The sequence below is a fragment of the Meiothermus sp. genome (assembly GCF_026004115.1).
GTDB lineage: Bacteria > Deinococcota > Deinococci > Deinococcales > Thermaceae > Meiothermus.
Map to the genome: position 1 here is coordinate 1,005,441 of NZ_BPIM01000001.1, position 18,003 is coordinate 1,023,443.

The window sequence follows — 18,003 nt, forward strand, 5'->3', positions numbered from 1 at the left end:
GCAGTCTAGCCGCAAACAGCCGGTAAGTCCGGTCAAATTTCGTCTTTGGCCAGGTCGTTGAAGCGCACGTGCTGGGCATGAAACTGGAGCTCTACCGTACCGGTGGGGCCGTTGCGCTGCTTACCCACAATAATCTCGGCAATCCCGGCTTTTTCGGAGTGGGGGTTGTAGTATTCGTCGCGGTAGATGAACATCACCAGGTCGGCGTCTTGCTCGATGGAGCCGCTTTCCCTGAGGTCGGAAAGCATGGGGCGTTTGTTGGGGCGCGACTCCACCGCCCGGGAGAGCTGCGAGAGGGCAATTACCGGCACGTTGAGCTCGCGGGCCAGTCCTTTGAGCCCCCGGGAAATTTGGGCAATTTCCTGCTGGCGGTTCTCGCCGCCATTCTTGCTGCCGCCCGGGCCGGACATCAGTTGCAGGTAGTCAATCACAATCAGCCCCAGCTTGTGCTGGGCATGCAGGCGGCGGGCACGGGCCCGCAGCTCCATCAGGGTCATGTCGGAGGTGTCGTCGATCAGGATAGCGGCCTCGGAGATGCGGCCTGCTACATCTACCAGGCGGGAAAAATCGCGGTCGGTGAGCTGCCCCTGGCGTAGGCGGTTCATGTCGATGCGGGCCTCGGAGCAAAGCATCCGGGTCACCAGTTGCACCGCCGGCATCTCGAGCGAGAAGATGGCCACCGCGGCCCCTTCGCCCCGCAGGGCCACGTTTTGCGCGATGGTCAGCGCAAAGCTGGTTTTACCCATGCTGGGCCGCGCCGCGATGATGTTGAGCGAGCCGCTTGTAAGTCCACCAATCAGACCATCCAGCTCGCGGAAGCCGCTCTTGATACCGTCGACCTGGCCCTTGTTCTCGTACAGCAGTTGAATGTGCTCGAAGGTCTCGTGCACCAGTTCCTTCATGCTCTGAAACTCGGAGCGGGCCCCCTGGGTAGAGACCTCGAGCACCTTGCGGCCCGCAGTGTCGAGGATGTCCTCCAGGCTCCCCTCCTCGTCGTAGGCCATCTTCATGGCCTCACCTGCCGCCATAATCAGCTTGCGCAACGTCCACTTCTCGGCCACGATGCGCCCGTAGTAGTCGGCATAGGCCGCCGTGGGCGTGTGCTCCGAGAGCCCCACCAGGTACGACAGACCGCCGACATGCTCGAGTTCTCCGCTCTGGCGAAGCTGCTCGGAGAGCGTCACCAGGTCTACCGGGTCGCGCCGGGCCCGCAGCGCTACCATAGCCTCCCAGATTTTGCGGTGCGCTTCCTTGTAAAAAGCATCGGCAGCCAGCAGACCCTCGAGGCGATCCAGCACCTCACTATCCAGCAGCACCGAGCCCAGCACACTGGCCTCGGCATCCAGGTTATGCGGGGGTACGCGGCCCTCCAAGGGGGTGGTTGCCATGAGAATACTCCTATACACCAAACCAATATCAGCAAGTTCTTACTCTATTCAATCCAGGCTGGTTTGGCAAAGGCCATCCAATCACACCCCCAGGGTCGGTGTATGAACCTTCGCAAACCTCAGCCAGGAGCACTTCAGGCGGTTGGTGCTGCAAAAAAAGCTCGTAGGTAGGCGACCTAGCTGGGTATTATGCCCCCACCTAGCCTTCCCCGTTGGGGGAGGAAGGTATGGTTTTACTCTATGCACCAGCCCTGCCACACCCCTCCTGTGCTTGCCAACTATACCAAGCTCTGCTATATTTTTAGCTGCTATCGGTGAGTCGTTCCGCGATAGCTCAGCTGGTAGAGCGTTCGACTGTTAATCGAATGGTCGCAGGTTCGAGCCCTGCTCGCGGAGCCAGCAAACCCGGGGAAACCCGGGTTTTTTTGTTATAAACGCCCGGCCTCGATGATGCTGGCCAAAAACTGCTGGGTGCGCTCGCGCTGCGGGTCAGAAAAAATCTGCTGGGGTGGCCCTTCTTCATGCACCACCCCCTCGTACATGAAGCAGACCTTGCTGGCCACTTCCCTGGCGAAGCCCATCTCATGCGTGGCCAAAACCATGGTCATGCCCTCCCGGGCCAGTTCACGCAATAGGTTCAGCACCTCAGAGACCAACTCGGGGTCGAGGGCCGAGGTAATCTCGTCCAGCAAGAGCAGCATGGGCTCCATGGCCAGCGCCCGCACAATGGCCACGCGCTGTTGCTGCCCACCCGACAGCTGGTCGGGGTAGGCCTGGGCTTTGTGCGCCAGACCAATTCGTTTGAGCAAGGTCATGGCTTTGGCCTGGGCTTCGGCCTGGGGCATCCGCAGCACCTGGGTGGGGGCCAGGGTGATGTTTTGCAGTACGCTCATGTGGGGAAACAGGTTGAAGCTCTGAAACACAATGCCCACATCGCGCCTGAGCGCGTTTAGGTCTACCCCCGGCCCGGTGATGCGGTCGCCGTGAAGCCGAATCTCGCCTCCCTGGATTTCCTCGAGGCCATTAATGCAGCGCAGCAAGGTGGACTTACCGCAGCCCGAGGGCCCAATCAAACAGACCACCTGATGCTCCTCTACACTCAAGTTAAGGCCCCGCAACACCTCGTTGGAACCAAAGCGCTTGACCACGTTCTTAACTTCTAAAAAGCTCATACCGGGCCTCCCGGGCCGAAAGCTGAACAAGGGTCGGTAGGCAATGGTTGGCAGTCCGAGCGCATCATCGCTTCCCCCTACCCCTGCCGAAAGCGGGCCCGGTCGCGCTCCACCAGCCGATCGACCAGGCGGGTCTGGGGGATGGTGATGAGGATAAAAAGAAGGGCCACGGTGGTCACAGCAGACAGGTTGAAGTCGTTGGAGGCAATGATGCGGGCCTGGTTGAAAGCATCGATCACCCCCACCACATTCACCAGTGCGGTGTCTTTTTGCATACCGATGAAGTTGTTGAGCAAGGGCGGGATGATGCGCCGCACCGCCTGGGGCACCACCACAAAGCGCAGGGTCTGGCCGTAGGAGAGACCCAGGCTGCGGGCCGCGGCCCACTGGCTGGGGTGGATGCTTTCCAAACCAGCCCGGTAGACCTCGGCCATATAGGCCCCGTAGGTCAGGGTCAGGGCCAGCACCGCTAGGGCCTCTAAGGGCAGGCTGCGGAAAAAGCCAATACCGGTGAGAGGCAGGCCAAAGCCAATCAAGTAAATCACGATGATGGAGGGCAGACTCAGGAAAGCATCGGTATAAAAGGTAGCAATAAAGCGAATGGGCTGGGCGGGTTTGCCGGGCAGCAGCTTGGCAATGGCCACCACCAGGCCCCAAATCAGGGAAAAAAACCCGGCAAACAAGAAAATAACCACATTGACCCAGAAAGCCTGCAAGATAAGGCCAAAAGAATTGGCGATGAGCTCGAGCTGAAAAAAAGTGCGCCCGACTGCGACATTGTTGGCAATAAAAAACAGTACAAACAGTAAAAACAGCACCAGCGCCCCCGCGTAGCCCAGGGTAAACCAGGCCCAGGTATGGGCTTCCGCGCTGTGAACCCTGGCTGCAATCAGGTTTTCACTCTGCAAGGCCCGCCGGGCTGCTTGCGACTGCCCCAGGCTGCGGCTGGCTGGGAGCAAAAGACCCAGAGGCACCAGCGCCACCAATACCAGCAAGGCATCGGCCCATAGCGCCTGAAACTGGTTGGCGGTCATGGTCTGTTTGACCCCCCACATGACCATCCCCGTAGCCAGCATCAGCAAAATAGCCAGCCCCAGCGCTGCCAGCGCAAAACCAAAGCCATCCCTGGGCAGGGTGGGATTACGCCGCCGCGATTCTTTGCTGTTTGAATCTGGCTCCATCATGGATAAACGATTCTACCGAAAAAAGCCGGGGGTGCATCCCCACACCCCAGCGCGAACCAATGGTTCAGCATCCAGTTACCGCAAGTCTCAAGTCGCAGCCTCAGGGCTGTAGACCATGAGCTATTGACTCCTAACTAATGCAGCGTCGTATGGATCCCCATACACTGCCTACCCTCCCCTAGCAGGGGAGGGCAAGGGTGGGGTTGCCATAGAAGGGCAAATCCCCAGGTACAGCCATCTCTACGACGCTGTACTAAGGCCGCCAGACCGGCACGGTGGTAGGGTCAATGCCCCATTCCTTGGCAAGATATGTCTGGGAAAGCTTTTTGAGGGTGCCGTCTTTTTCCAGCGCTTCCAAGATCCTGTCAATCTGAGCCCGGTTGGCGTTGCCCTTGGCAAAAAGGGCTCCGTAGTTCTCGCCGGTCTGGAACTGGCCTACCACTGCCAACGCCCCGCCCGACTTGCCTGCCTCGGACAGCACAATCGAGGTGTCAATGATGAAGGCGTCTATCTGCCCCGCCCGCAGCGCTGTGAAACCTGCCGCCACATCGGGGAAGACCCGGGTCAGGTTTTGGGGGTGCTTGAGGGTATCGCTCAGGAACTTAGCCGCCGTCGTAGCCTGCTGCACCCCTAAGCGGGCCGTTTTGAGGCTGGCCGGGCCGCTAAACTTAGCCTTGTCGGCAGACCGCACCAAGACCCCGATATCCGAGGAGAAGTAGGGCCGGGAGAAGTCTACTACCCGCTTGCGAGCCTCGGTTATGGTGATCTGCGAGAGCGCAAAGTCGAAGTTGCGGGTCTGACCGGCAATCAGAGCATCCCAGGCCACATTCTGCACCACCACTTTATCCAGCCCGGCGCGGTGGGCAATGTTGGCTGCCAGGCAGTACTCGAAGCCGTCCTTGATGGTGGCGGGGCTGTCGCCATTCCAGAAACCGGGCCCCGGCAGGTTGGTCTGCACGGTGAGCTGACCTGCAACGACAGGACGGATGGGAAACTGCCCTTTCTGGCCGGTAACTTCGCAGTTACCAATTTTGGTCTGGGCCAGGCCCAGCGAAGCGAGGGTTACTAGACCTGCTATCCATAGTCGTTTCACTTCAAACCTCCCCGGTGCAATGGAGCTATTTACTGCTAAAGAACTTCGTGCTCAACATTACAAAACCCAGATGAGCGTGTCAATGACCTGATGAGAGCTGGTCTTGATGATGGGCAGTAAATGCCAATACCTGGCGACGATAGGCGGCGAATTCTGGGCTTTGTGCAGCCTTTGCTTACAGAGTTTCCCGCGGTATCGGCTACAATGTATAGGCTGTGCAGGAGCGGATTAGAAATTTCTCCATCATTGCGCACGTAGACCACGGCAAGTCTACGCTGGCGGATCGGATTCTCCAGATGACCAAAGCGGTCTCGGACCGGGAGATGCGCGAGCAGTTTCTGGACTCGCTCGAGCTCGAGCGCGAACGCGGTATCACCATCAAGGCCAGCGCGGTGCGGCTTTTTTACCAGAGCCAAGCCGGCGAAACCTACACCTTCAACCTGATCGATACCCCCGGCCACGTGGACTTTGGCTACGAGGTAAGCCGAGCGCTGGCCGCCGTGGAAGGGGTGCTGTTGGTGGTGGACGCCTCCCAGGGCGTGGAGGCCCAGACCATCGCCAACTTCTACCTGGCTATGGAGCACGAGCACACCATCATCCCGGTGATCAACAAGATTGACCTGCCGGGGGCGCAGCCGCTGGAGGTGGCCCTCGAGGTAGAAGAAGTGCTGGGCATCCCCGCCGACGACTGTGTATTTGCCTCCGGCAAAACCGGCCAGGGGGTAGACGAGATTCTGGAGGCCATCGTGGCCCGCATCCCGGCCCCTGCGGGAGCGCCCCAGAACCCCACCCAGGCCCTCATCTTCGATTCCATCTACGATGCCTACCAGGGGGTCATCCCCTATGTGCGGGTGATGGACGGCCGCATCAAGCCAGGCGACACCATCCGCATCTGGTCTACCGGCAAGGAATTCGAGGTGGACAAGGTGGGGGTCTTCCGCCCAGGGGCCCTGGAACCCGTGGCGCAGCTGGGCCCCGGCGAGGTGGGCTGGATTACCGCCTCCATCCGCGAGATTGGCGACGCCCAGGTTGGCGACACCATCACCTCGGCCCAGAGCCCCTGCCAGGCTCCCTATCCGGGCTTCCAGCCGGCCAAGCCGGTGGTCTTTGCCGGCCTCTACCCCACCGACACCCAGGATTACAACCGGCTGCGCGAGGCCCTGGAAAAGCTCAAGCTCAACGACGCGGCGCTCTCCTTTGAGCCGGAGACCTCCGAGGCCCTGGGCTTTGGCTTCCGCTGTGGCTTTTTGGGCCTGTTGCACGCCGAGATTGTGCAAGAAAGGCTCGAGCGCGAGTTCAACCTCGACCTCATCTCCACTGCCCCCAGCGTGATTTACCGGGTCAAGCTCTCGGACGGCTCCGAGATCGAGATTCACAACCCCTCCGAGCTGCCCAGCCCGGACAAAGTCGAGGCCATCTACGAGCCTTACGTCAAACTTACGGTCTATACCCCCGAAGAGTACGTGGGCTCCATCATGCAGCTTTTGCAAGAAAAGCGCGGCAAAATGGTCAACATGCACTACATCGGCAAGCGGGTGGAGCTGGTTTACCAGGTGCCGTTTGGAGAAATCCTCTACGACTTTCACGACCGACTGAAGTCCATCAGCCGGGGCTATGCCTCCATGGATTATGAGCAGATCGGCTACCAGGAAGGCGAGCTGGTCAAGGTCTCCATTTTGGTCAACGAAGAACCCGTAGATGCGCTGGCCTTCATCGCCCACAAGGACAAAGCCTATGGCATTGGGCGCGAGATTGTGGACAAGCTGGGGGAGGTGATTCCCCGCCAGCAGTTTGCGGTGCCCATCCAGGCAGCCATCGGGGGCAAGATTATCGCCCGGGCCACCGTCAAGGCCCTGCGCAAAGACGTACTGGCCAAGTGCTACGGCGGCGACATCACCCGCAAGAAAAAGCTTTTGGAAAAGCAAAAAGAGGGCAAGAAGCGCATGAAGGCCATCGGCAAGGTAGACGTACCGCAGGAGGCCTTCCTGGCGGTGCTGTCGGCTGGGCGCGACTAGTTGAGGGTTATATCGGTCAAGCGCTTGGGCAGGTTGCGGGGAGCCGCCTCGAAGCGCAGCGGATTGGCCGGTACACGGGAGTCTCGCCCACCCTGGCGGATTTCACCCTGGAGCGAAAAACGTACCCTCACCGCGCTGTGTTCCGGCCGAAGGGATACAGCAGGGGCGGCGGGACAAGGAGCCAGCGTGGCCAGGCCCGCCTCGTCGAAGCCCAGGCAGTCGCTGTAAGTCACCACAAAACCGCCCGGCTGCACATAGTCGGCCAGCAGATTGCCGGTGCTGTCTGAAATGTCGGTGGGAATGGTAGCCGGTAGCCCGTTGGGCAAGCGGTTGCTCCCCACCACCAGGTTGCGCTCGTAGATGTACAGCAACCACTTGTCGTTGTTGGCGGGGTCGGAGCCGGGGTTCTCGGCCCCGCTGGCCCGGCTCACCACCCAGCCCCGGTTAACGGGGTAGATCATTACAAACTTTACTACCTCTACCCCGCTCTCCAACCGGGGGGGCTGAAGCAGGGCAATGGCCGGGTCTTGGCCAATGCGCCAGGTGTTGTTGTTGGTATTGGGGTTTCGCACTGTATAGCCGCCCGCGCCTCCAATGGTGAGGGTCACGCCCGGAGGATAGATAAAAGCTGCCGTAGACAGATAATCGCTCACCAGGTTGCCCGCGTTGCGCAGGTCTTCGGTGAGGAGCTGGGAGTTTTGTACAAAGCGCAGGCTGTCGCTGCTGCTGCGCAGCCCGGCGGCAATCAGGGCCAGGATGGCTACGCCAATGACAGCAGCGATCAGCATTTCAATGAGGGTAATACCTGTTCTACGCATAGAACCTTTACAAGGGAGGCAGGGCCACCTCGGTGGCAAAGCGGTAGGGGCGGTTTTGCGGGCCGGTGAACTGAAGGGTGATCCGACGCAGCACCACCTGGGTTCCAATGGTCTGGATATTTTCAACGTTTACGGTGGGGTTGCTAAAGCCACCGGGGGGCGTTACCGAAGGAGGCACGGCCGCATTGAAGGTGGTACGAGTTGACCAACTGGCCCGCAGGTTATCAAAGTAGCTCCGGGCAAAGGCCTGGGCCTGGGTATCGATCTGGGCGTTGCGGGTAAGGGTGAAGCTCGAGCCAAAATAGGTCAGGATCAGAATGGTCAGGGAGAGGATGGCCAGCGCCACCATCACCTCCACAAAGGAGAATCCGCTACGGCGCACGAACCACCACCTTTCCCGTGCTGCCCACAATGTGCACATTGAGTATCCGGTTGCCAGGCCCTTGCAGGACGTAGGTTCTGTTCGCTACATCTACAATGCCGTATGGCGCCAGAAAGGTTACTCGACCCTCACCCGCTGGTACGCTCTGGAAGGTTACGCCCTGGGGAAGGGTCTTTTGTGGGAGCTGAGGGAGGCTGCTGCTGGGCCCGACCCCGTAGGTGCTGCTGTTAGCGTCCGCCTGAAAGGAAAAGTTGACCGACTGCCGCCGGGCTTGCTGGCGAATGTTGAGGAGCTCGGTCGCCACCTGGGTAGCTGCTTCGCGGATGGCCAGGCTCTCTTGGTAGGAGCGCAGCGAAACAAAGCCCACCCCCAGCAGGATGCCGAGCACCGCCAGCACGATCAGAAACTCCACCAGGCTGACGCCCTTTGGGGAAAGTCTTTTCATTGCCCCACCACTTCCCAGATACCCCGATTAAGTTGAGCCTGCTGCCCTGTCGCGATACGTGGACGCAAACGATTGTCGTGGTAGATGGTCAGGCCCGAGATGCCGCCTCCAGGGCCCGGTACAAAGATGCCGGTGTCGGCTGCGACCAGCCCGCCCCGCAGATCCCAGCGCCCATTCAGCTTGGAGTATTTGCGCTGCGAAAGGCCAAAAATAGCGTTGGCCGAGTAGAGCAGCCCATCGGTGCGCAGGGGGCCGGTACCTCGAGCATTTATGGAGTCGGCCCAAAGGTTCTTAAGAATGGCGTTGTTGAAGGTGGCCGAGGTTACCTCGTAGCGGGCTGCCCTCGAGAGGATGCTGCTGGCCTCCGCGGGGGTTAGGGTGACGGTGTTCAGTACAGTGTCGCCTCGGCAGAAGGAAACCTGGGCCCCGCTACGGATGGTGCTGTAGTTGGCGTAGTTCTGGGGGTCGTGGCTGCAACCGGTAGAGAAGTAAATCTGGTTTTCACCAAAGGTGTAGAGGCGGGGGCGGTAGCTGCTGTCGCGCAGGTAGCGCTGGAGCTCGCGGCGGTTGAAGTTGGCGATCTCGGTCAGGGCCAGGTTGGGTCGCTGACTGGGGCCTTGGGAACGGATCTGGGAACAGGCTGGGTTGGTGGTGTCGGCCCGGCAAAAGGTCATGGTTTGTTGGTTGCGGCTGGGGCTGAGCATATCCACGTTGTCGCGGGTGGGGTCGTTGAGCCAGGTGTCAATGGTCATGTAATCGCCCACCACAGCATTCCCACCCGCAATCAGGTTGAGTTGGGGCAGGCGGCTGGGGGTGCTGTAATCGCAGGCCGCCAGGGTGCTTTCGGTGCCGCAGTCGTAGGTCAGGTCGCCCATCACGTAGACGTTGCCACGGGCCAGGATGGTGCCGTTGCCGCGCACACGGCCCCGAATCACCACATCCCCATTGATAAAAACCGTGCCGCTCAGGGTAATGGGTGTCACGGAGCCATCCAGAATCACGTTGTTGGGGCTCTGGCCCAGGTTGGCCGAGGTCTGGGTCAGCACCGAACCCCCGCCGGGCCAGGTAATGCTGCCGCTGGGGTTGATGGTCATGGCCGCCGTGATGGAGCCCGCGCTGTAGCTCTCGTTGGTTCCGGCCAGGCTCGAGCTCACCTCAGCATTCCACTCGGCATCGTCAATCAGGCGGTTGTTGTTGGTGTCGGCAATGGGCAGGGGAAAACCATCCGGCAGCTCGCCATCCGGGGCCCGGTTGCCAAAAGCCGCCAGGTTGTTGCTGTCTGGATAGTTGTAGTAGAGGTTTTGCGGGGTGGTGCAGTTGCTGGGGGTTGAGCAGTCGGCGGGGGTGACGCTGACCAGGGCCGTCGAGCGGATGCGGGTATCGCCGGGGTTCATGGTGGTGCGGTAGCGGTTGGAGGGGCCGATGTTGCCGCTGTACTGCTGGCTGACCGTACCCCGGGCTACCAGCGAGCCATGCACCACCCCAGCTTCTTCGTTGTCGCGCATGATCAGGCTTTCCAGCACGCCCACCTTGGCCCGCCGCCACCAAGTGCTGGGGTCGGCGGTGGGGTTGCCCCTTAGTGCGTCCATGCTTTTTACATCCAGGTGGCAGAAAATGCACTCGGCATTGTTGGTCAGAAGGGCGTAATCGAAGGGGAAAAAGGCCCGATTTATCCGCAAGACTTGCCTTAGGCGCCGGGTGGTGCCATCGGCCAGGGTGCCGGTGGAGATGAGGGTGAGCACGATGGCATCGGGGTCGGTGCTGGTATCGTCCTGGCGCGAGACCCGTACCACAAAGCTCGAGCCATCCCCCAGGCTTTGCGGGTCGCCAAACAGGCTGGCAATGGTGGTGCCGTTGGTCAGGCCTATGCGGTTGAGCTCGGCTGCGTAGGCACTTACGCTGGGAGAGGCGGCAGCGGCCAGCACCTCGTGCCACAACCGGGCCACGGCCCGCTCGAGGCCTGCCTCGGCGGCGAACTGGGCCTGCGAGGTGCGCAGGGCGTCCTGGGCGTTGCGGCGGTTGTTGAGCGAGGTGAGCGAAGCCACGCTTACCAGAATGATAACGATGAACATGAATACCAGCGTTGAAACCAGCGTAATTCCCTTGGTATTTGGCATGAAACGCCTCCAGACCTCCCAAACTTACTTGAATGATTTGTAATCGCCTTCAATTGTAACACCCCCAAATGGGGGTATTTAATCTATACCACTTTTGTCTGTCCAGGAGGAAACCACCCTCTAAATGCTTAGCAACCCCAGGCTGCGGGCCCGCTCGAGGGCCTCCACGCGGTTGCGGGCCTCGAGTTTCTCGTAGAGCCGTACCAGGTGATCCTTGACGGTCTCGGGCGAGATGTGCAGGTTGCGGGCAATTTCTTTGGTGGAAAGCCCCTGGGCCATCCACTGTAATACTTCCTGCTCGCGGGCAGTCAGTTTGGGAAGTTCCGGTGCCCGCAGGCGGGGCTCTTGCCCCTGGCTGAGCCTACGTAGACGTTCGGCCAGAGCCTCAGGCGGAAGCTCTTTCGACCAGTAGGCGTCGGCACCAGCATAGGCCGCCTGCTGGATCAAAACCGGTTCGTTGAAGGTAGTCAGGAGGGTAATCAGGCCCCGGTAGCGCTGCTCGCGCAGCAAACGTGTGGCGGTGATTCCGTCCATTTGCGGCATTCGCACATCCAGCACCACCCCATCCGGCAGCAGTTGCAAGCACAGGTTCAGGGCTTCCTGTCCGTCGCCGGCCTCCCCCACCACCTCGAAGCCCTCGCGCTCGAGGGCCGCCCGCAGGCCCACGCGAAAAAGGGGGTGGTCGTCGGCAATGAGGAGTCTCATAGCATCTCTCAAGCCATAAAGCCTTCAAGCCAATTCTAAGGCCACCCGTAAACTACCAGATGTTCTTTTTTGGCGGTTTGGTTGGACTTGATCTTCACAAGTCAGGGGTATTATCGCGCTCTTCAAAGACGTAGCACGCCATCCATCGCGGTCGCCACAAATACTTGGTGAAGCAAACCCCGCTGTAGCGAGTATTTGCAGAAACCACCCTCACGTGGCAATCAGTTGCCAGGAGGAACAGCCCTTGGTATGCCCCTGGCAAGAATATCGGTCTGCCGGGTAGCCCGCAGGCCATTGGCATAGGCAACAGCCACTTCAATCCGTACCGATCCAATCAGAGCGTTGGCGCTGTTCAGGTTCACGCTGATTGTGTTGGTCGGGATCGCCAGAACTCGATCTATTTCACTGGCTATGCCAGCAAACGATAGGAGGCTCAGATTGGTTCCATCGTCGGTTACCGAATCGGCCACCACCCCTCTGGATTTGAATCCTGCAGAAGTCCAGTTGTTGGCTACGCTGGTTGGATTGGTGTTCGCATTCCAGGTCAGGCCTCTGGCCTGGTATTCCACCAGCACCCATCCGCTGTTACCCGGCGTATTACCCAGATCGGCGATGTAAGGATCTCGAGGCTCGAGGCGGTACAAAAAGCCACAGTACTGGTTCGTGGTCAGGGGGCAGTAAGCCGTTCTGGGGGGCACCAGAACTGCCAAGGCATCGTCTCCAGTGACCACTGCCGTATTGGTCACGCCTGTTTGTACCGTGATGGTGGCGTTGTTGGGGAAGATATAACCGGCTTGCGATATCACATCGCTCATACGTAGGGTAGCCTGACGAACATCCTCATTGACCCGTCCTGCCAGTACCTGGCGGGTGGTAATATCCTGGTTTTGGAAGATCAGTCGGCTCGACAGGCTCAAGACCAGGCCCAGCACCGCCATGGCAACCAGCAGCTCTACTAAAGTTATGCCCCTGGAGCTCAGGTGATTGGTGTATCCTGTGTTCATCAAAGCTCCCCCTAGCGAAGCCCGGTGGACTGCGGATTGCCGATATCGGTTACAAGGCGAGCGCGAAGGTTGGAGCCCTGCCGCACCTCCACCTCAATGCGTCGCAGGGGTGGCTGACCCGTACCGGTAAAAGCCGTGCCATCGGGGTTGATGACCTGAGCAGCGTTGATGGTAGCGGTCAGACCCACCGATGCGAGCTTGCTGGCCAGGGCCGACAGATCGGGCGGGGTGGAGCCTGCGGTGTAGTTGGCTGGTACGCTCCAGTGGGTGCGGTAGCGCTCTGTCACGCTTTGTACGTACTCGGAAGCAAAGGCGTTGATACGGCTCTGGCGACTGATCTGCAGGCTCGAGCCGATATTGGCTGCCACCACCCCCAGCACAATGGTTAAAACCGCCAGCGCAACCAGTACCTCCACCAGGGTGAAGCCTGACATGTTGCGGTTGGACTTCATCAGGGAATCACCACCTTTCCAGTAGGTAATAGCACGACCTCCCGAGCGGGCCTCGAGCCAATCTGCAAACCCAAGCGGTACTGATTGAGGGGAAAACCTCGACCCGCATACTGAATCGTTGAACCAGAAGGCGTAAGCGATACGATCTGTACAGCGTTGGGAACTACCATGCTACCCACCGGGCCCTCCGAGTTGGCCCACTCGAGCCGGCTGTTTGGGCCCGTGGTGATGGTAACGGTGTAGCCGCGGCTTTCCGTGAGTGCGCGGTTGCCCACCGAACGCAAGGCTTCGGCTACCTCTTGTAGGGCCTGGTTGAGGCGGCTACTTTGAATATAAGCGTTAAGGTTAGCCACCGCCAGTCCGCCCAGAATAGCCATTACGGCCAGCACGATGAGCATCTCGAGCAAGGTAAATCCCCGTCTCATGAACCACCCCGTTTGTAGTTCATTTGAAGCTGTAGCTGCTGGGGCAACTGGTTAATTTCAAATGGGTACACCTCACGCTTGCTGCCGTCCTGGAAGTTCAGCACCCATCTGCCGTTTTGCTGGGTAATGAAGTTCACCATCTCGGGTCGGATTTCCTCCAGCGCCAGGCTGCTCATGGGCCTGGCAGCGCCCGGTTGGGCTGGAGAAGCTTCCTGAATGGTCACGACAGCGGGTTTCGGGGTAGGTGCGGTGGCCTGGTTCCTTGGCCACAGCATCCAGACCAGATAGACCCCTACGGCCAGGGCCAGTGCGAAAATAATTCTGAGCACCATGGTCTCACCGCACCCTTTCGTTGGGGTCGGCAGAGAGCCGCCAGGAAACCGTCTGTCCGGGGTTGCCCACCACCAGGTTGAAGCCATAGCCCCCGTTGCGCAAACGGTGGTCGTAGTTGACCGTAAGAGCGCAGTCCTCTGTATCGGCTACAAAGTAGGTCTGCCCTGCGCTATTGCACTGCCGGTTCGTGTCGGTTGGGCTGGATAAGAAGTTATAACGGCTGCTCTTCCACCAGCCTTTAAAGCGCCCAGGCGCCAGAATGCCCAGTTCCTTGGCAATCAATCCCCCATTCATGGCTACGCCCAGCATGCTGGTTTTGCCCGCAATGCGAAAGTTGCTGTACAAGAAAGCATCCACACGGGTGACCTGGGTTTCATAGGAAAGCGCCTGGTCGCGCACCACCCGCAAGGTACGCCCACCCTGTATGTGGATGTAACCTACTACATTGCCTGCGTTATCGCGCAAGTCCTGCCCTCCGTTACTAGGAGGAATTGAAGAAGGGCAACCATTGCTGCCAGCAGAAAGATTGGCCAGCCGACACGCAATTGCCCTAGCCTGATTGGAGGGGATGCGGGCGTTGACAAGCTCGGTCTCGATGGTGTTGCGAAAACTAACTTTAGCCGATGTGCTGCCGGGAGGCATGCCAAAGTCCCAGCGCCAGGTGTTATAGGCCAGGTTGCTCGATCCCAACAGGGTATTTTTATAAAAGTCGTCCGAAATCCACCCGGTAAAGTTGCCGCTTGGGTCTATAGAGCCAGGTCTAAAGCTATAGGAATAGGCATCCTGAGCCGGATTGGATTGGTTGGCCGCACGGGTGATCACGCGGCTGGCAGAGATTTCGGTGCCTTCCACGTTGTAATAACGGCCATCTTTGAGCACCAGCTCGTCACCCGTCTGCGTATCGTAATAACGATTGCCACCGTAAAAACCAAACTGAGCCCGGTAGAAGTCCGCAGATTGGCGCAGGTCCACGGGCAACAAATTCCCACTAGCGTTGCGCTCGGTGTAGTCACCTACAATGGTGTTACCCCGCGCGGCCAGCCTTAGTTCATCCCGCCCATTGGCAATGTTGAGCCGGGCGCATTGATCCGGGTCGGTCACCCCCGTACAGACCCCTTGCCCTGGCTTGGAGGGGGGGTTCTGGTAGGTCACGTTGCCCGCGATGTACAAGTTGCGTCCGGCATAGATTGCGCCGCGTCCACGAACCACCCCCTTGATGACCACATCCCCGCTCACATACACATCTTTGTCCAGCACAATAGGGTTCTCGGGGGTGCCAATGAGTACCAGGTTGCCTTCGTGGGTTCGGCTAATTCCGCCCACCATCGCCGAGACCTGGGTCACCGGATTGAGCACCTGGCCAGAGCTCAGCGCTACAATGGTGCCACCTCTAAGACTACCGTTCGCACTGGCCATTGCTACCGAGCGCTTGATGGGGGGAAAATCGGGGATGCCGTCCCCGTCGGTATCTTGGGGTAGGGCCGAGTTGGTAGAGTTGGCTTCCACATTCCCGGTCACCAATGAGCCGTTGATCTTGTAGGCATTCAGTGTGCCGGTTCCGTTGGCCGAGTAGTTACCGCGCGTCAGAGCTCCTTCACCGTTCCGAGGGGTGTCGTCGTTGGTAATGGTGCGCGCAGCGTAGAGGTTACCCCGGATCACCGAGCCCCCCTCATGACCGCCCGAGCCCTGTCCACTTACACCCTCGGTACCCCAACCGGGCCGGTGGTGAAACAAAGCCCCCACATCCCCATTGACCCGCAGGTGGCAGTACATGCAGTTGGTGGTCTCGGAAAGCATGGCCAGCTTAAAGACATCGTTTTGTCCAAAGCTGATCCGCCGGACTACCGTCTGACTTTCGTTGCCTCGGCTGGCGGTAGAGGCCACCTCAATCCAGCCGTACTCCGCGCCCACGCCCGAAGTACCCAGTACCCGCCAGCGTCCGGTTATTCCATTGCCCAGGTCTACGGTGGCAGTGGGGGGGTTTGCGTTGACCTGGTCTAAATAGGCCGGCACACTGATGCCCCGGCTGCGGTAATCGAGCACCAGTTGCAACCGGGCGCGTTCCGAGAGGCCATCGGCGGATTGGGCCAGCTCGTCGCGGACGCTTACTGTTCGACCATTTCGTAGCTCGCTGAGCACGCTGGCGCTGAGGGTGGTAAAAATCGCGATCACGATCACCACCGCTACCAGCACAGTAACAAGCGCGATTCCTTTCCTAGCGAAGGGGTTGGTTTGTCCAGACTTCATGGCGACACCTCGTCAACTTTCCTTATAACCAGTGTGGGCAGGATTGGCCTTTCGCTACACCCCCAGATGGGGGCTTCGGTGTTACGTTAATGTGTTGTTAATGTATTAACCCAAAGGTTATTTTGTGGGCAATTACCCATCCTAGAGCGCGTTTCTGCATGTTTTCAAAGACCCCCTCGTCTATGGCCAAAAATCACAAGCCATATCCCGATAAGAGCAAATGTTTGCAGACAAAAAGGTTCCTTGCCTGGATTCACAGTAACTGAATGCGCAGCCTTGTTCCCTGGCCCCCTAAAGCCAGGTTTTCCAAGCGCCCCCCATGCACCTCGGCCACCCGCCGGGCCACATACAGCCCCAACCCCGCGCTGCCCGCCCGCACCCCCCGCAGGCGCTGGCTGCGGAAGGGCTGGGATAAGGCCTCCAAGCTATCGGGCAGGCCGGGTCCATCGTCTTCGACCTCGAGCCAGCCATCCCCCGCCCTGAGTACCACCCGGCTACGGGCATGGCGCAGGGCATTCTCGGTCAGGTTGGCCACAGCCCGCTCGAGCAAGAGCCGCTCGGCGCGGGCCTGCCCGGCTCCTTCAATCTCCAGTCGCAGACCGCGCTTTTGGGCCTGCTGGGCATAGCGCAGGCGAAAGTCTTCCAGAATCGAGCGCAGATTGAGGTTTTCCGGCTGGATCCGCTGGGCCTCGAGGCGGCTGGCAGTGAGCAGATTTTCCACCAACAAATAGCTGCGGTTCAGTTCGTCTTGCAAGCTGCGCAGCATTTCTTTGCGTTTTTCCGGCCCAATTTTGTCGGCCTCTTCCAGGTATTCCAGCGCCCTAAGGCTGGCCAGCAGGGGGGTCTTGAGGTCGTGGGTCAGGGCAGCGTAGGTGGCCTCGCGGGCTTCTAGCAACTCCCGCAGGTGATCCAGCACTTCCTCGAAGCCCTCGCGCAATTGGGCAATCTCGGCCGGGGGGCGCTGCTTGGGTGAGGGCAGCGAGAGATCGGCCAGGGTGCGGCCCGCCCCGCGCAGGTAGTACAGGCTGCGGGTTAGCTCGTCCATGGGGCGCAAAAGGGTATTGGCCAGGACATAGCCCACCCCCGCTGCAATCAGGGCCAGCACCAGCATCCAGGCCAGCAAAAAAAGCGAGGTCTCGAGGGGCTCCCCGCGGGCCGAGACCCAAAAGGTCAGCACAATCACCAGGTTAGGAACAAAGGCCAGTAAACCAATCACCCAGGCCAGTTGATGCTTGAGCGGCATAGCTTCAGTCTACCTATCGCTAGAGGAGTAGGAGCGGGCGAAGTTGGCCAGCACCACCCCCACCTGGTTTTCCAGAATTTGCCTTAGCTCGAGTAAAATTAACAAACTTCCCCCCCCCATTTGGGGGTACGGCTGCGCTTAGGAAACGGCTAGGCCTAGCCAGCCAGTTTGACAAAACCACCCACCCCCCCGCTAGGCTAGGCTCCATGACCTACGGCGACTGGGCCCTGCTGCAAGACCGACGGGGCCGCTCCTACCTGTTCCGCTTGCAAGAAGGGGGCAGCTTCAACTACCACCGGGGCTCTCTAAGCCACCAGGCCATCGTGCAAGCGGGCCCCGGCACCCGGATCGCCACCCCCCAGGGTGAGCCGTTCACCATCCACCGCCCCACCCTGGAAGACTACGTGCTGCACATGCCCCGCGAGGCCACCCCCACCTACCCCAAGGACGCTGCCACCATCTGCTTTTTGCTCGACCTGGCCCCCGGTATGCAGGTGCTGGAGGCAGGTTCGGGCTCCGGCGGCCTCACCCTCTACCTGGCCAGGGCTGTGGGCCCCACCGGCCAGGTGTGGAGCTACGAAACCCGCCCCAAACACCAGGCTCGAGCCCGCCGCAATCTGAGCGCGTTTGAAGACTGGGGCAACGTGATCTGGCTCGAGGCCGACCTCTCCCAGGCCGAGCTACCCCCCAACGCCTTCGACGGCGTGGCGCTGGATCTGATGGAACCCTGGACGGTGCTGGCGGCTGTGACCCCGGCCCTCAAGCCCGACCGCTTCCTGGCCTGCTACCTGCCCAACCTCACCCAGGTGGTCGCGCTTCTGGAGTACCTAAACGCCCATCGCCTGCCCTACCTGCACGAGCGCACCCTGGAAGTGCTGCACCGCGAGTGGGACGTGCGCCCCCCCATCGCCCACCCCAAGTTTCAGCAGGTGGGGCATACGGCGTTTCTGGTACAGCTAAGAAGAATTGGAAAGGTATAA

17 protein-coding genes and 1 tRNA gene are annotated in these 18,003 nt (G+C 60.0%); 3 read left to right on the forward strand and 15 right to left on the reverse strand.

The features are described from left to right. Nucleotides 1-32: 32 nt before the first annotated feature. Complete coding sequence (gene dnaB / locus Q0X23_RS04710; RefSeq protein ID WP_297861168.1) at nucleotides 33-1,373, reverse strand: replicative DNA helicase; 1,341 nt, start codon at nucleotides 1,371-1,373, stop codon at nucleotides 33-35. Between the two features lie 338 nt (nucleotides 1,374-1,711). Between dnaB and Q0X23_RS04715 the strand changes: the two genes are divergently transcribed. Then, nucleotides 1,712-1,787, forward strand: a tRNA-Asn gene (locus tag Q0X23_RS04715). A gap of 29 nt (nucleotides 1,788-1,816) precedes the next feature. On the opposite strand, the gene Q0X23_RS04720 is transcribed toward Q0X23_RS04715, so the two are convergent. The 3 genes from Q0X23_RS04720 to Q0X23_RS04730 form a co-directional block, all read right to left on the reverse strand. Further along, nucleotides 1,817-2,560: an amino acid ABC transporter ATP-binding protein gene (locus tag Q0X23_RS04720; protein ID WP_297859219.1), complete on the reverse strand. Its 744-nt coding sequence runs from the start codon at nucleotides 2,558-2,560 to the stop codon at nucleotides 1,817-1,819. Between the two features lie 77 nt (nucleotides 2,561-2,637). Then, the gene (locus tag Q0X23_RS04725; protein WP_297859220.1) at nucleotides 2,638-3,744 is read right to left on the reverse strand and encodes an amino acid ABC transporter permease; all 1,107 of its coding nucleotides are present in this window, start codon (nucleotides 3,742-3,744) and stop codon (nucleotides 2,638-2,640) included. Between the two features lie 253 nt (nucleotides 3,745-3,997). Continuing rightward, nucleotides 3,998-4,837: an ABC transporter substrate-binding protein gene (locus Q0X23_RS04730; protein ID WP_297859221.1), complete on the reverse strand. Its 840-nt coding sequence runs from the start codon at nucleotides 4,835-4,837 to the stop codon at nucleotides 3,998-4,000. Nucleotides 4,838-5,052: 215 nt separating this feature from the next. On the opposite strand from Q0X23_RS04730, the gene lepA reads away from it, so the two are divergent. After that, nucleotides 5,053-6,852 (forward strand): translation elongation factor 4, encoded by a 1,800-nt coding sequence (lepA, locus tag Q0X23_RS04735; RefSeq protein WP_297859222.1) that lies wholly within the window; start codon nucleotides 5,053-5,055, stop codon nucleotides 6,850-6,852. On the opposite strand, the gene Q0X23_RS04740 is transcribed toward lepA, so the two are convergent. The 11 genes from Q0X23_RS04740 to Q0X23_RS04790 all read right to left on the reverse strand — a co-directional run bounded on the left by Q0X23_RS04740 (nucleotide 6,849) and on the right by Q0X23_RS04790 (nucleotide 17,023). After that, nucleotides 6,849-7,640 (reverse strand): type II secretion system protein, encoded by a 792-nt coding sequence (locus Q0X23_RS04740; RefSeq protein ID WP_297859223.1) that lies wholly within the window; start codon nucleotides 7,638-7,640, stop codon nucleotides 6,849-6,851. The two genes, lepA and Q0X23_RS04740, sit on opposite strands and share 4 nt — an antisense overlap. A 37-nt stretch (nucleotides 7,641-7,677) precedes the next feature. Continuing rightward, entirely contained in the window at nucleotides 7,678-8,052 is a 375-nt protein-coding gene (locus Q0X23_RS04745; RefSeq protein ID WP_297859224.1) for a prepilin-type N-terminal cleavage/methylation domain-containing protein, read from the reverse strand. Then, nucleotides 8,042-8,497, reverse strand: a complete 456-nt coding sequence (locus tag Q0X23_RS04750) for a Tfp pilus assembly protein FimT/FimU (protein WP_297859225.1) — start codon at nucleotides 8,495-8,497, stop codon at nucleotides 8,042-8,044. Before Q0X23_RS04750 ends, Q0X23_RS04745 begins: the two co-directional genes overlap by 11 nt. Next, the gene (locus tag Q0X23_RS04755) at nucleotides 8,494-10,614 is read right to left on the reverse strand and encodes a hypothetical protein (RefSeq protein ID WP_297859226.1); all 2,121 of its coding nucleotides are present in this window, start codon (nucleotides 10,612-10,614) and stop codon (nucleotides 8,494-8,496) included. Before Q0X23_RS04755 ends, Q0X23_RS04750 begins: the two co-directional genes overlap by 4 nt. Before the next feature lie 120 nt (nucleotides 10,615-10,734). Next, nucleotides 10,735-11,319, reverse strand: coding sequence for a response regulator transcription factor (locus Q0X23_RS04760; protein WP_297859227.1), 585 nt, complete (start codon nucleotides 11,317-11,319; stop codon nucleotides 10,735-10,737). Nucleotides 11,320-11,540: 221 nt separating this feature from the next. Next, entirely contained in the window at nucleotides 11,541-12,323 is a 783-nt protein-coding gene (locus Q0X23_RS04765) for a PilW family protein (protein ID WP_297859228.1), read from the reverse strand. Between the two features lie 11 nt (nucleotides 12,324-12,334). After that, nucleotides 12,335-12,775, reverse strand: coding sequence for a prepilin-type N-terminal cleavage/methylation domain-containing protein (locus tag Q0X23_RS04770; protein ID WP_119342198.1), 441 nt, complete (start codon nucleotides 12,773-12,775; stop codon nucleotides 12,335-12,337). Beyond that, complete coding sequence (locus Q0X23_RS04775; protein ID WP_297859229.1) at nucleotides 12,775-13,200, reverse strand: Tfp pilus assembly protein FimT/FimU; 426 nt, start codon at nucleotides 13,198-13,200, stop codon at nucleotides 12,775-12,777. The genes Q0X23_RS04770 and Q0X23_RS04775 overlap by 1 nt, the downstream gene beginning before the upstream one ends. Then, complete coding sequence (locus Q0X23_RS04780; protein WP_297859230.1) at nucleotides 13,197-13,532, reverse strand: hypothetical protein; 336 nt, start codon at nucleotides 13,530-13,532, stop codon at nucleotides 13,197-13,199. Before Q0X23_RS04780 ends, Q0X23_RS04775 begins: the two co-directional genes overlap by 4 nt. Nucleotides 13,533-13,536: 4 nt before the next feature. Continuing rightward, the gene (locus Q0X23_RS04785; protein ID WP_297859231.1) at nucleotides 13,537-15,780 is read right to left on the reverse strand and encodes a hypothetical protein; all 2,244 of its coding nucleotides are present in this window, start codon (nucleotides 15,778-15,780) and stop codon (nucleotides 13,537-13,539) included. 253 nt (nucleotides 15,781-16,033) lie between these two features. Then, nucleotides 16,034-17,023 (reverse strand): sensor histidine kinase KdpD, encoded by a 990-nt coding sequence (locus tag Q0X23_RS04790; protein WP_297859232.1) that lies wholly within the window; start codon nucleotides 17,021-17,023, stop codon nucleotides 16,034-16,036. Between the two features lie 206 nt (nucleotides 17,024-17,229). Between Q0X23_RS04790 and Q0X23_RS04795 the strand changes: the two genes are divergently transcribed. After that, on the forward strand, nucleotides 17,230-18,003 hold the full coding sequence (locus Q0X23_RS04795) for a tRNA (adenine-N1)-methyltransferase (RefSeq protein ID WP_297859233.1): 774 nt from the start codon (nucleotides 17,230-17,232) through the stop codon (nucleotides 18,001-18,003).